This is a genomic window from Peribacillus psychrosaccharolyticus ATCC 23296 (genome assembly GCF_000305495.1).
GTDB lineage: Bacteria > Bacillota > Bacilli > Bacillales > DSM-1321 > Peribacillus > Peribacillus psychrosaccharolyticus.
This window is the reverse complement of the sequence record NZ_AJTN02000182.1, coordinates 1-13,938: the sequence shown is the minus strand read 5'-3', so window position 1 is coordinate 13,938 and position 13,938 is coordinate 1. Positions and strand designations below refer to the sequence as shown.

The following is a 13,938-nucleotide window of genomic DNA, read 5'->3' as shown; positions in this document are numbered from 1 at the left end:
CCAACATCAAATACAACTCCTTTTGGCCGCAAAGTGAGGCCAGGTCCTGTTAAATGATCACGGAACGGTAAGGCGTATTCCGTGATCATTTAACAGGACCTTAGATAAATAATCCACTTACCCGATTTTAATAGATTATGGGGGATGGTGGTGGTGAGAGAGTAGAGTATAGAGAGAGTATAGAGAGAGTAGAGAGAGAGTAGAGTAGAGAGTAGAGAGTAGAGTAGAGAGGGATCTTAAGGGTATTTGGAGGTTTCAGTGGTAGAAAATGTTTAGGTGAGAATATTAGTTTATAGTTGAGAATGGTTTTGAGAGAAGGTGAGGATAATTGAGATATCATTTATTGCCCTTTTTGATTCCGAAAGAAGGAAAAGTCTATGAGTTAAGAACAACGATGGATGCGAAGATTTTGTACTTTAAGGATGAAACGGCATGGACAACGATGTTGAGTTTTTTGACGCGTCCCTGGTATCGAAGAGTTCTTAAACAAGAGTGGATAAGCTGGGAAATTGTTGCGACTAAAGAACAGATCAGGTACTTTGTTTGGGTGCCCGATGAACAGATAGGGAAAGCGTTTAAAAGTAAATACTACGCTGAACATTCAGAAGTCGAGATTGTAGAGGTTGAGGATTATCCAGTTGATTTTTCTCGTCCCCATGCAGCAACTAAACTCTTTACTGAGAGTCATTGGACCGTTCCCATTAAGACTTACCATAATGAAGTGGTGGATACACAAGCTGAAATTATTGAATTTTTGGAGGGTTTAGAAGAAGGCCAGGAAATTCATATGCAATTTCTTGTACAGCCTGCCTATCGCACAGAGAAAAGTTTTAGAGGGATTGTTCGTCAGTTTCATAAGCAGGGTGAGGCGGATGAAACGTTAGAGCATGACAATGAATTATATTTATCTGCTATTGAAGGTAAAGCTACGCGGGTACTTTCGAGGTTAGGGATCAAGGTTATCGCTTTTGGAAATGGCCAGCAAGACTCCAACCATTTAATCAAAAGTGCAAAAGGATCGATTGGTACCTTTTCTAGTGGACGATTAAATCAATTGAAAGGCCGCGAGTGGTGGTGGTTTCGTACGTTACGTCCCTTATATAGATGGGAATATCGTCATCGTCTCTATTCAATGGAGCGAATGAAAAAGCGTTTGATTCTAGGTTCAGAAGAAATGGCTGCCATTATGAGGCTTCCCAGCGAGAGGGTTCATAGCAATAAATTAAATCGGCTAAAAATGAAATCGACCCCGTTACCTAAGGAATTGAAACATATGAAGGTCGATCCGGTGCTAGCTATCCCTTTAGGAGAACATGCCTATCATGGAAAGAAAAATGAGGTCATGTTTGATCTTGGTACTTTACGCTATCACGCTGCTTTTATGGGAATGTCAGGTATGGGGAAATCTACTGCCATGTATAACTTGGTAGAGGATTTACTCCATCTTGAAGGAGCTGGAACCCATATAGGAGGAACGATTATTGATCCTCATGGTGATTTGTGCCAGGACATTGCAGCGAGGATTCCTCCTGAAAAGCAACATCTTGTTCGATATATCAAGTTTTCTGAAGGCAAGGTTCCATTTAACGTGTACGATGTGGATTTTGCTTCTGCCGAAGATAAAATTGCCCAAACGGTAGCTGACGTACTGAAACGAACGTGGAAGGATTTTTGGGGACCCAATATTGATGATAATTTTTTAAATGGCGGCATTGCGTTACAACGATTGGGTGAAGCGAGTCTACCTAACCTTCAGCGCCTTTTGAGCGATCCAGATTATCGGGAAACTGTATTGGAGCGTTTAAACCGCGAAGACCCCATTGAAAATGACCTGTATCTCTATTTTGCTAATATCCAAACGCTTAAGGAGCGAGACCTTCAAGCAAAAACCAATTCCACCTTAAATAAATTACGTAAAATTACGTTATCCAGTGTATTAGGGAACATGTTACGGGCTAAAACGAATGGTTTGCGATTCCGTGAAAGCATGGACCAAGGGATGATTAATTTACTAGATTTATCCGAATTAACGAGTGATGAAAAGAAGTTAATTGGTTCCATGTGTTTAACATTTGCGGAGCTAGCCGGTAAAAGCAGAGCTGATACCCCTGCTCCTGAGAGGGATCAACTCCCTTATCATTTCGTTATGGTAGATGAGGCGCCAACCTTGATGGAACATAGTATCGATGCGATCGAATCTTTTGCATCGGAGCTTCGGAAATATAAAGTTTCTATTATTTTGGGTATGCAAGGAATTAAGGATCAACTTCCAAAAGAAGTCGCGTCTGCAATTTTCAGAAATTTCGGAACATTAGTGTCTTTTCGGTTAGGTGAACCGGACGATGCCGAATATGTAAATCGATCTATGCCTTCAGAAGTACTGGAAGAGTCGGATTATCTACAAGTAGAGCCGTTTCATGCTTATATGCGTATGCAAGTAGAGAACGAACGGACAAGGCCTTTCTTAATCCGTATGAAAGCTCCTGGGCCTGCTTTATATGAAGAATTTATTCCGGATATTAAAGAACGTACAGCTGATGAAGCAGAAGCAATAGAAAGACAGGCTGTTTCAACTGTTGGTGATTTAACTAAGCAAGAAGAACATGTTGAAGTAGATGACTACCTCCTTTTAGATGAAGATAACGAAAATGAAAGCCTAACAGATGTCTTAGAAAGTGAGAAGTCTCTTTCTATGCTTATGGATGATGTGGATGATACAGATATGGTTAATCGAATGGATGATTTAGACCTAAACGAAAGCATTGTTCAATCATCCGATGTATTTGAGGACCTATTATTTCTCGATTTGGAACGAACGCAGCAAGAAACCGAACAGTCTATGCCAGAAAAATCTTCAAGTGTGAGCAAAGATGATTCGAAAGAGGAACAGCTGAAAGACACTGGAAAAGTGTCCATTACCAAAGATGATTTATGGGTGTAGGGGGATAATAATGGTAAAACGAATAGGAGATCTGGAAGAATTATTATTTGCCTCGTTACATGATCTAGTCTTTCTTGATTATGATTATTTAGAAAAATATATCTATGTTCATCCAGAAGGAAAGTCATACAGTAAATATTGGATTTCCAAGCAAATGAGAACCATGGAAACAGAAGGATATGTTAAATCGTTTCCGGTTGCCAAAGCCACCGTACAAGGAAGAGACCGCCTTGTTTATACTTTAGATTCAAAAGGTGTTCAAGAAGTAAAGGAGATTTTAGGTGAAGCAGATTGGGATACGCGCTGGACACAAAGAACACCGACTTATATCTTTCATTCGCTGAGAATGTCACATGTTCAAGCAGTATATGCCTCGCTAAAAGACGACTTTTATCGTTTTACTGAGTATTTTTCTGAACGACGTGCCTTTCGTAATTATGGTGAATTTTTAACAGATAAGGAAGGGAAGAAAAAGCAGCCAGCCACTACCGTTATTCGACCAGATGGAGCTTTTCTATTAGAAAGAGACGTAAACGGGCAAACGATTAAATTTTTATTTTTTGTAGAGTTAGAGAGAAGTAGACAAAGGATCGATGTAACGCTGAATAAGATCAGGCGTTATAACGAATATGTACGAAAAAAAGCGTTTGAAAATGATGCGATTTTTGGTGATGGAGTTCGAGTTGTCCGTGTTTTATTTATCTCTAATAATGATACGGAACGCAATAAACTCTGTGAAAACGCAAAAAAGGCAGATACTCGGGAAATTGAGAAAATAGGAGGCAGTTTATTATTCGCAACGTTTGCAGAGGTTACCACGAATCCATATGGAGAGATATGGAAGTCGAAAAATTCAACGGATCCTAATCATTTATATAGTCTATATAAAAAAATAGAGTGATATTGACATGGATAAATGAAACCAAATTGAGAAATAGCCTTACCGGTATATTTTGAGAGGAGGTGAGAACGTGGGTTACAAAGTGAAACGTGGTTCTACACCAACCGGAAGCACGATTAAAGACATGCTGACGGCGTTTGTACGAAGGATGATCGTTGTGATTATTGTCTTGGCCGTCATGGTGACGATCGGGTATGTATGCTTTCAAATTGCCTATGAGAGATTCCCTGTTTTTGCAGATGCAGCTGATGATTTACTAAGCATGATAAAAGGATTTTATGTGAAACATGGCCTTTGGACAACGCTTGGTGTAATCAGCTTTATCTGTATAGGTGTGTGGGCTATAGGTGAAGAGACGAATCGGAAGGAACGGCGAAAAGATGCGATGAATGAAATGATGAAGTAAAGGAGGGCCCTCATGAAAAAACGTGAATACCCAAAAACTGTTCTGAGAAAAAAGGTAATCAAAGGAGCTTTTTGGACCGGCTTTTTCTTGGTACTGTTCCTATCGGTCGTTGCTATCATTCGCGTGGGAAATGCTGCTTCCACGCAACAAGCTGAAGTTAAATCGGTGAAGACCATTGAAAAGACAATCAATCATGCAGCTAGTGAGGGTTCACAGTCATTTGCCGAAAATTTTGCTCTTCATTATTTTGATTGGCAAAATACGAATGAAGCCAAAATAAAACGTGTTGAACGGTTACAGCCGTTTCTAGCTACAGGATTAGACGAACAAGCTGGCCTTTCATTTGACGAAATGCGCTGGAACAGTACGCTATCTGAATCCCAGGTATGGAATGTCGAAGAGACAGGAAAAGATACAGCATTGATTACCCTTCGTGTGCAACATATGTTAACGAAAATCATACCGCCTGACCCAAAAGCCGTTGCAAAAGCTAAAGAAAAGAAAGAAAAAGCACCAAAAGCAGAGGAAAAAACATCAGGACCGTTTGAAAAATACTTCGTCATCCCCATTAAAACAGATGGTAAGTCATTTGTTGTTCATAAAATCCCTTACTTTACAGCCGCCCCGGAAAAGCCTTTATTGACGTCGGAAGCTCTAGTTGATGAAAATGGAAAGCTCACTGGTCCCCTCCTTCAAGATGAAATTACAGCCGGACTAACTACCTTCTTTAAAATCTATACCACTGGAACTCAAGAGGAACTTTCTTATTACGTCAAAGGTGAAGAGATTCACTCCATGAACGGTATTATCACTTTTAAAGAAGTGAAAAATACAGTGATTAAGCCAGGTGAAGCAGAGGATGAATATCGTGTCTTTGCGACGGTTGTTTTTCAAGAAAATCTATCAAAGGCCCAGGTTGTTTACCCCTATGAATTAGTGCTGGTGAAAGAAGAAAATCGTTGGTTTGTTAAGACTATGAAAAATCAATAATACTAGTAGGAGGATGGGAGATTATGAATTTTGGAGAAAATATTCAAGAGTGGTTTTCTACGCAAGTAGGTGCATTATTCTTGGTGATCATTGGTGCTTTGGCTATCTTCTTCTTGGTTAGACGCGAGTTTTCTAAATTCGTGGGCTTTGCCATCTTTGCCATGATTGTGGGGGTATTTGTATTTACGCCTGATAGTGTCAAAGATTTAGGGTCCAAATTGTGGACGACTGTATTCGGGAGCTCATGAGACAGACGAAAGTGAGGAGGTACCATGAAGCCTAAAATACTACGAACCTATAATAGTGTTTGGAAAGTAGAAAAGGTTTTATATGGGATTCAAGATATCCCACTGCCGATCCCTTTGACGTACCGGCAGATCGGATTTTTCGCAGGTGGATTTTTTCTAGTTTGGATACTCAACCATTTCCCCCCTTTTAGTTTGCTAGATTTCGGATTGGTTGAATATCTTTTTTTACCGGGATTATTCGCATGGTTTTTTACAAAACAATTATTAGACGGTAAAGCGCCGCATCGGTTTTTTACCACCGTGCTTCAATTCCAGTTATCACCACATTACCGAAATCGATATCAAGAAGTGTCGGATATCAAAAAGCCATATAAATATTCGGATAAAGTCGGTTATCGTCACTTGAGTTATGAAGAGAGGGGTGAAGCTGATGAGCATTGAATTTCCCATTAAATATTTCGAAGGGAATCTGGTGTTTTCTCAGGATGGATCATGTTGGGCGTACTATCAGCTAGCCGGCTACAATTATGATTTTTTAGCTGATGATGAAAAAGACATGATTTTTACGAAGATTAAAGCCTTTTTTTGGCAAATCAACTTAGATACACATTTACTTGTGGTTCCAAGCTTCCAGTCCATTCATGAGAAGCATGAACGATTCAAAGCTAAACTGTTCGGGTCGTTAAAAGAAGCTTCGGTTAAGCATACGGATGATGCTGCCGTTCAGTTAGAGAGAATGTTGGGGAAAGAAGGCACAGAATACCGTTTTTATATTGGGGTAAAGCTGCTGAAACCTGATGGCACAAAGAAAAAAGCGTCCATCCTACAGGATATAAAAGAAGCGTGGAAAGAATTTATTGGCGGAGTAAATGAAGCATCAGGCCTTGATGTACCGGAAATACTTGAAGATGAAATCAACCGATATCGGAAAGCTGAACGACGTGTTTTTAATAAGGTGTCCACCAGGTTAGGAGCTGAACCTGTCACGGAAGAGGATATTCAATGGCTTGTTCGTCGAAATTGGTATCGATCCATCGGCAAAGCGCCGATTATTAAGAATTGGAGCCCAGCTTACAGCGTGAAATACACAGAGTATAAGGAAGGTGGAATGACGGTTCGCCGCCCGTTGTATCATGACGTATTACGTTTATCGGAAGGATTGGTGGATGATTCACCGAAACGCAGTTTAGTGCTCAAACAAATGCATGAAGGGGAAGAAGTTGAAGGACATGTTGCTTTTTTAACGATTGCGAATGTACCGTATGAATTGCAATTTCCAGGAGAGGAATGGATGTATGTCATTCAAAACCTTGATTTCCCGGTCGAAATCAGTGTTCGTACGGAAACCATGGATAATCGAAAAGCTTTATCTGCTATTCGAAATAAACAAAAAGAATTGAAAGATCAAGACCGTCATGCAAGGGAAACGGGCAATGATACGGGATTAAATGTGTTAGAAGGCAGGCAAGAAGCGCATGAATTAGAAGCTCATTTGCAAAAATCCCGTATGCCCCTCATTAAAACGTCCATCATCCTTGCCATTTCAGCAGCAGATGAAGATGAGCTAAAACGTCGGTGTGATACCGTCAAGGATATGTATCAAGATATGATGTTTCAGGTGGAACAACCATATGGGGATCAGTGGTTAGCGTTTAATGAATTTCTTCCTGGTGCAAAGCGATATATTAAAGATTATGTTCATTTCATGGAACCGGCCACGGTTGCTGGCTCTATGTTTGGTGCTACCAAGCAATTGGGAGATGGAGAAGGGTTCTTTATTGGAAGCACTGGGATACTTGATCAGCCTGTTTATATCATGCCGAATAGAGCTGCACAAGGGATTCGTGGAACCAAGACCAACGCCCTTTCAGCCGCCTTTCTCGGTTCATTAGGGGGAGGGAAATCTTTCAGCGCTAACTTAATCACGTACCTATCGGTCCTTTCAGGAGGGAAGGCGCTGGTCATTGATCCGAAAGGGGAACGCGGGAATTGGAAGGATGATTTATACGACTTAGGCGACCAAGTCAATATCATATCGCTTTCTACGAAGCCCGAGGATAAGGGGCGTTTAGATCCATTTTCCATACACCATGACATCAAAGAAGCTGAAACCCTGGCCCTTGATATTTTGACATTCCTTACGGGTGTGAGACTAGATGATTCGGAACGGTTTCCGAAACTGACACAGGCTGTACGGGAGGTAGCAGAAGGAGAGAAACCCTGTTTAAGTAAGGTGGTTCAAACCCTTTTGTCTAACGAGGATAAAACGGCTAGACAGTTAGGTGAACACATACGTTCATTCAGTGAGTTATCCTTTGCGCCCCTCTTATTTGGTGACGGGGAAAATGATTCAGCGATTAACCTTCAAACAGCGTTGAATGTACTGCAAATCCAAAACCTTGAATTACCCGCACCGGATACACCTCAAGAGAAATATAATCTTTCAGAAATGCTGTCTGTTGCGATGATGCTGCCGATTTCATCCTTTGCCTTGAAATTTATCCATAGTGACCGCCGTATCTTTAAAACCGTCTTACTTGATGAAGCCTGGGCTGTCTTAAATACAAGTCAGGGAAGTCATTTAGCCACAAGACTTGTCCGTGCCGGGCGGGCGATGAATGCGGGGATTTACTTTGTGACTCAGAATGCTAATGATTTACTGGATGAAAAATTGAAGAACAATATTGGGATGAAATTTGCTTTTCGGAGTACTGATCCAACTGAAATTGAAAATGTGCTCTCCTTGTTAAACCTGAAGAATACAGAATACAATGCGTCCACCTTGAGAGAACTTCAGAATGGTCAATGTCTCTTCCAAGACATTACGGGGCGTGTCGGAGTGGTTGCTATTAATGCGTTGTTTAAAGATTTATTTGATGCCTTCGATACCCGTCCCCCGATAGAAGATTTAACGCAAAATGGTGACATGATTCCTGATGGGAAACTTCCAATAGACGGCCTAAAGCCCATAGATATTGAAAAACCCAAAAAGGAAGGCGTGTTTATATGAAAAAACTACTTTATATCTTTAGTATTTCATTTCTAGTCCTGATTACTGCAGCTTGCGGCAAGAATGAGGTGGATGAAAGTGGACCAGCTGATATACCAATTAAATGGGTCAATGCACAAATTCAAAACGATCAATCAAAGATGGTAGAGTTACTAGATAAAAAGACTACTGCATTAGATCAAAATCAAAATGCTGAAAGAAAAGACACAATCAAAAAGTATACTTTGACTGAATGGAAAGCAACTAATGAAAATTATTTTTATAAAATTGAATTTCAAGATCCTACTGATAAAGAAAAATTAAGAACGGATAAAATGGAGGTTATTAAGACTGAAAGTGGGTGGAAACGCACTAAATACGGGAACATAGTTGATTTTGATAGACTTGTTGAAGATTTGAAACCAAAAGTACTTAGGGAGTTGCATGATGAATGAAATTACTAATAAGATTTCTGTCATTGTCCCTTGTCTTCTTTATGACGCTTCAGGTTTCAGCTTCGGCAGAGAGTCTTCAAGATAATCTGGTACCACAAGATCAAAATACAAAAAAAATAGGTGAAATTGAACTTCAATACAATGAGTATCCACAGAATCACTATAAATTAGATACTTGGGTAGATACGGATGGAGACTGGATGCCATGGAATTGGGCAGATGGGGCAGGAAAACAAATTTATATTGCTTTAATGGAAATTGTTAATTCAATCTGGAATGTCAATGTTCTATTAGCAAATTTTACGATGAAGATTGTTCAAGAATCGTTTGAACTTGATTTTGTTTCTACTGTTTCTGACGAAATCGGTATGGCCATCCAAAATATAGCTGGTTTTGGACCTAGTGGTTTTATGGAAAACGGATTATGGCCATTACTGGTTACATTTATGATAGGACTCGTAGGAGCATGGGCTACCTATGTGGGAATGGTAAAACGAGAAAGCAGTCGTGCATGGAGTGGATTGCTTTCATCGATCATCATTTTTGTTTTCGCACTTGGCTTTTTTTCCAACGCATCCACGATATTAAAAGGAATTAATGACTGGTCAAGCAATCTTCAAAGCAATATACTCGCCGTTTCTGCAAGTATTGTTAATCCGGGTTCTTCTTATTCAAAAGAAGAAGGAATAGCGACCATTCGGAATCAAATGTTTGATTTAATGATAAAAAAACCTTATTTGTTGATGCAATATGGTACGACAGAGGTGGAGGAAGATAGGGTGAATGCGCTTCTTTCTATTGATCCTTTTTTAAACGATGAAGAAAGAAATAATAAAGTTCAGGAAGAAGTAGAACAACAAAAAAATCCGATGATGTCTATAGATGGGGTTTCTCAGCGTTCTGGGTTTGTTCCTTTGTTGTTTATAGCCAACACGATTATCGGAATCTTCTTACTGATGGTTTCGGGGTCTATCATTTTATACCAAATGATTTTCCTTGCATTGGTTCTTTTTGCACCAGTCCCATTACTAATGGCGTTAATTCCAAAATGGCAGCAATCAGCTATTGATTGGGCGATGAAGGTGTTACATGCTCAGCTGATGAAAATCGCTATTGCCTTACTGTTAACCATTTTATTTGGAATCTCTGCGATCTTATATCGTGCCACAGAATCAGGCGATTTGGGGTATTTAGGTATGATGCTTCTTCAAATTATTTGTTTTGTAGGGATATGGGCTAAACGAAAAGAGCTCTTTAATCTGGTGTCTACTGTAGTAGGAAACGTAGAAAGCAGTACAGGAGCAACTTTACAGAGTTATAAACAGAAATACAATCAAGTGAAAAACACAATTGGTCAGGCTAAAAATGCTATTGACCAGCCTAACAGCAGGCAGGGGAAGATTCGAAATCAACCTTTGGCCAGTCGTCAAGTTGGACGTAGTAGAATTGGAAAGCTATCTCCAAGAGAATTAGCAGAGCGAAAGCAGCTAACTCGAGAACAATTAGATAAACAAAAATCAATGTTTTTAGCTGCACACCCGGAAGAGTATGAGCTTCATATCGGTACGATGGATCAGGAAACGTTCCAAAACTACAGGAATAATTATGGAAAGAATGCGGTTGAAAAGGCAAATACAGATGAAAAACCGTTAATGAATCGAAAGGCCGAGGATCCAACAGCTAATCAAGATAGTATCGTTCAACTGGATGATGTTCGTCGCCGTAGAGAAACAGGAGGAATGTCTAATGCTCCGTTAGCAGAACGGCCCTTGTTACAAGATCATTCAAGTGAAGTTGCAGCTTCCTCGGACAGAGAAAGAGAAGAAACGAGGGCATATTTTGAAAATAGAATGAACGCCAGGCATGCTAGATTGAGGAATAGGACTAGCGATGAGCAGTTAAATGATGAACAAAGAAAGCAACCTACAGAGCGACGGACAGTTGACCTTTCAACAGATCGAGAAGTATCACAAGATATCATTAATCGTGAACAAGTGAATGTGAATGAAAACCGGAGAAATATAAATGATCGGGTTAACCGTCAAATGATTCGTAATGAAGCTACTGAACGGATCCTAAATCATGTAACTGAATCGAGTCATAAAACGAGAGAAATCAATCGTACTAGAAAAAAAATAATACCGAAAGGGAGAGTATATCAAGAAATGTGACCAATCGCAGTGAACAAACTATGCGAGAGAATACGAGTAATCAAGTAAATCGTGATCAAGTCAATACAACCAGTAACCGAGAAAATTCGAACAACACGGATAGAGAGAGGGAGTAATTAGAGGATAAGGAGGAGTTAGTATGTTTGGTTGGGATGTTCATAATAGTAAAGCTGATCGTATGAAACTGTTTCTTTTTCTTCTGACTATTTTTCTATTAGTAGGTTTTATATTCTCAAGTATCTATCGATATATGGACAAAGGAAAAAAAGCAGATAATCAGGCACTTATAGGTGAAAGTGAATCAACTAATGAAGGCAAAATATTAGACTCTGCTTACGGTGAGTCGAAGTTGAAGGATTCTACTGAAGGAAAAAATGAATATGATCAAACGGAACATTTTTCTGAAAAAGAGTTAGCGACGACAAAAAACATAGCGATTCAATTTGTTACCGCATTCCATTCGTACAACGCAGATCAACCACAGGCGTATTTAGAAAAGGCGAAACCATTTATGACCGAGGATTTGTATGAAAAAATGGAGCGTAATGGAAGAAGAGAAGTACTAGAACGATCCTATCTGACAGTAGGAAGTACAGAAGTTACGCCGGTCGTTAATAAAAGCAGCACTATTGCCCGGTGGAACGTCATTGCTAGAGGGGAAGCCAAATCAAACGATAATAAGAGTAAACAACAAATAGAAGATTGGTATTTAGTGGGCTTACGTAAAGTGAATGGAGAATGGAGAGTAGAGGATGTGAGAGTGAATGTCCCCAATTAATGATCCTAATGACCATGAAACGGACGGGAGTTCAGCCTTAAAAAGTGCGGCTGGTGCAGCCGGTAAGGCAGCAACAAAAAGAATAGGGAAAAAGGTAATCAATGCCGCAGCCACAAAAGCAACGGCTGCAGTCGGTTCAACGATAGGACTTCCTGTTATTTTAGGCATCGTCGCAGCTGTTCTTATCTTACTTGCCGGACTTATTATGATCGCGTTTGTTGTTTTATCTTCTGTAGGTGCTGATCAAGAGGGAGCCATAGGTGAGGGCTATTATGGCGGCGAGATTTCGAAGTTCGGATCAGATGAAATCCCAGCTCAATTTATCCCCATCTATCAAGCAGCTCAAGAAAAATACGGGGTGCCTTGGAATTTACTTGCGGCACACCATCGAGTGGAAACAGTCTTTTCTACGTTGCCAACGATGAAATCTCCAGTTGGGGCAATTGGTCATTTTCAGTTTATGCCTTTAACCTGGATTGGCTGGCGTTATCCTGGGGGAGACCGTTTAGGTAACGCAGGTATTCCTGACAAAATCCTGACTGATCCAGCTATGATTCAAAAGTATGGTGGGTACGGGGTGGATGCGAATGGGGATGGGAAAGCTGATCCATGGGATGTAGAGGATGCCATTTTTTCGGCAGCAAACTATCTTGCTGCCAATGGTGCAGCAGAAGGACGAATAAGGGAGGCGGTTTTTACCTATAACCATGCGGATTGGTATGTAGAAGAAGTGCTAGGCTTTGCCGACCAATATGTCAAAGGATATATTGCTATCAATACTGGTGGAGAAGGTAGTACCGGTAATGCGGTTGTCGATGTGGGAAAAAGATGGATCGGAAATTCAGTTTATGTTTTTGGTGGGGGACGTAATCAATCTGATATCGCTAGAGGGCGTTTTGATTGTTCTAGTTTCGTTCATTGGGCGTTTAAACAAGCAGGAGTGGATTTAGGACCTGTGACGTCTACCAGCACGGACACCTTAAAATACCTAGGAAAGCCAGTTTCCCAAAGTGAACTAAAACCAGGTGACTTAGTCTTCTTTAATACGTATAAAAGAGACGGGCATGTTGGAATTTATATAGGAAATGGTCAATTCATCGGAGCCCAAACGCGTACAGGCGTTGGGATTGCTGATATGACGACAGGATACTGGAAGGAAAAATTTAATGGTAGGGGAATAAGAATTTAATGTGTGAACTATAGTAGTTAAAAGAAGGAATGGTGATGCATTTTAATAGAAGAATTAGTACTAAAGAGAGTTTACTTTAAATTGGTTAAGAAGAATTATTTAAATGAAATCTAGTAACAATTCATGGTCACCTATGAAATATAGGTGATTTTTAAAATATATATGGTAATAAGTAGAAAAACGAGTATATTATGTTAGAATATAGTTGTGTAAACTATGGCTGTTAAAAGGAGAAAGACAATGCATACAAGAATTGTGAATGCCATCAAGAATAATAAATTAATTTTTTTTATTGGTTCCGGATTCAGTGTACCTCTAAATTATCCGAACTGGAAAAAATTAATTGAAGATATATTAACAGACTTATCAACGGATTACCCGGATTTATCAGCTTTAAAGCCCGTACTAGAATCCGGATTATTTAGTGAAATAGAAGTATTAGATAAATTAGTTGCTCATAAGGGTAGAATTTTGGAAATACTAGATGAGCAATTTTCTCCTGACGGAAGAGATGAACTATTAGAGAGACAAAAAAAAATTGGTGAAATATCAACAAAGTTAATTACGACAAATTATGATAAAGCATTAGAAATAAGTAATCCTACGTTTAAAAAGGTTATATATGATAGCGATTTTCACGTAAACAAGTTAAGTACCTATGAGCAATATATATATAAATTACACGGTTGTATATCTGAGCCAGCAACCTGTGTTTTATTTAGGGAGGAATATAATAACTTATATTCAGAAAATTCTCCACATAAATCAGCAATTGAAGAGCTAAGAAAAATAATTGGAGATAACACAATAATTTTTCTAGGTTTCAGTCTTTCTGATCCATATGTAAAATACCAATTTGACTATATAAAT

Annotated in this window: 12 protein-coding genes; all 12 read left to right on the top strand. The window is 39.5% G+C overall.

What is annotated here, in order from left to right; genetic code table 11:
- Positions 1-328: 328 nt before the first annotated feature.
- Positions 329-2,941 carry a type IV secretory system conjugative DNA transfer family protein gene (locus WYK_RS09580; RefSeq protein WP_051387410.1) on the top strand — a complete coding sequence of 871 codons (2,613 nt, stop codon included), beginning with the start codon at positions 329-331 and terminating at the stop codon, positions 2,939-2,941.
- A gap of 10 nt (positions 2,942-2,951) precedes the next feature.
- On the top strand, positions 2,952-3,842 hold the full coding sequence (locus WYK_RS09575; protein ID WP_040374278.1) for a replication-relaxation family protein: 891 nt from the start codon (positions 2,952-2,954) through the stop codon (positions 3,840-3,842).
- Between the two features lie 70 nt (positions 3,843-3,912).
- A complete protein-coding gene (locus tag WYK_RS09570) occupies positions 3,913-4,248 on the top strand; it encodes a hypothetical protein (protein ID WP_040374277.1) in 336 nt (111 codons plus the stop codon).
- Between the two features lie 12 nt (positions 4,249-4,260).
- A complete protein-coding gene (locus WYK_RS09565) occupies positions 4,261-5,238 on the top strand; it encodes a conjugal transfer protein (protein ID WP_040374276.1) in 978 nt (325 codons plus the stop codon).
- Positions 5,239-5,261: 23 nt separating this feature from the next.
- On the top strand, positions 5,262-5,486 hold the full coding sequence (locus tag WYK_RS09560) for a hypothetical protein (protein ID WP_051387409.1): 225 nt from the start codon (positions 5,262-5,264) through the stop codon (positions 5,484-5,486).
- 24 nt (positions 5,487-5,510) lie between these two features.
- The gene (locus WYK_RS09555; protein ID WP_051387408.1) at positions 5,511-5,927 is read left to right on the top strand and encodes a TcpE family conjugal transfer membrane protein; all 417 of its coding nucleotides are present in this window, start codon (positions 5,511-5,513) and stop codon (positions 5,925-5,927) included.
- Entirely contained in the window at positions 5,917-8,496 is a 2,580-nt protein-coding gene (locus tag WYK_RS09550) for an ATP-binding protein (RefSeq protein ID WP_040374274.1), read from the top strand. The genes WYK_RS09555 and WYK_RS09550 overlap by 11 nt, the downstream gene beginning before the upstream one ends.
- Positions 8,493-8,930: a hypothetical protein gene (locus tag WYK_RS09545; RefSeq protein WP_040374273.1), complete on the top strand. Its 438-nt coding sequence runs from the start codon at positions 8,493-8,495 to the stop codon at positions 8,928-8,930. Before WYK_RS09550 ends, WYK_RS09545 begins: the two co-directional genes overlap by 4 nt.
- The gene (locus tag WYK_RS09540; protein WP_040374272.1) at positions 8,927-11,101 is read left to right on the top strand and encodes a CD3337/EF1877 family mobilome membrane protein; all 2,175 of its coding nucleotides are present in this window, start codon (positions 8,927-8,929) and stop codon (positions 11,099-11,101) included. Before WYK_RS09545 ends, WYK_RS09540 begins: the two co-directional genes overlap by 4 nt.
- Positions 11,102-11,240: 139 nt before the next feature.
- Positions 11,241-11,879 carry a hypothetical protein gene (locus tag WYK_RS09535; RefSeq protein ID WP_040374271.1) on the top strand — a complete coding sequence of 213 codons (639 nt, stop codon included), beginning with the start codon at positions 11,241-11,243 and terminating at the stop codon, positions 11,877-11,879.
- Positions 11,866-13,068, top strand: a complete 1,203-nt coding sequence (locus tag WYK_RS09530) for a C40 family peptidase (protein WP_081704839.1) — start codon at positions 11,866-11,868, stop codon at positions 13,066-13,068. The genes WYK_RS09535 and WYK_RS09530 overlap by 14 nt, the downstream gene beginning before the upstream one ends.
- 240 nt (positions 13,069-13,308) lie before the next feature.
- Positions 13,309-13,938: SIR2 family protein (locus WYK_RS09525; protein WP_040374270.1), on the top strand; the 630-nt coding region annotated here is incomplete at its 3' end.

Excerpts from the sequence above, each read along its gene's own strand:
- WYK_RS09575 (WP_040374278.1), top strand. The coding sequence starts at position 2,952 with ATGGTAAAACGAATAGGAGATCTGGAAGAATTATTATTTGCCTCGTTA.
- WYK_RS09565 (WP_040374276.1), top strand. The coding sequence starts at position 4,261 with ATGAAAAAACGTGAATACCCAAAAACTGTTCTGAGAAAAAAGGTAATC.
- WYK_RS09560 (WP_051387409.1), top strand. The coding sequence starts at position 5,262 with ATGAATTTTGGAGAAAATATTCAAGAGTGGTTTTCTACGCAAGTAGGT.
- WYK_RS09555 (WP_051387408.1), top strand. The coding sequence starts at position 5,511 with ATGAAGCCTAAAATACTACGAACCTATAATAGTGTTTGGAAAGTAGAA.
- WYK_RS09550 (WP_040374274.1), top strand. The coding sequence starts at position 5,917 with ATGAGCATTGAATTTCCCATTAAATATTTCGAAGGGAATCTGGTGTTT.
- WYK_RS09545 (WP_040374273.1), top strand. The coding sequence starts at position 8,493 with ATGAAAAAACTACTTTATATCTTTAGTATTTCATTTCTAGTCCTGATT.
- WYK_RS09540 (WP_040374272.1), top strand. The coding sequence starts at position 8,927 with ATGAAATTACTAATAAGATTTCTGTCATTGTCCCTTGTCTTCTTTATG.
- WYK_RS09535 (WP_040374271.1), top strand. The coding sequence starts at position 11,241 with ATGTTTGGTTGGGATGTTCATAATAGTAAAGCTGATCGTATGAAACTG.
- WYK_RS09530 (WP_081704839.1), top strand. The coding sequence starts at position 11,866 with ATGTCCCCAATTAATGATCCTAATGACCATGAAACGGACGGGAGTTCA.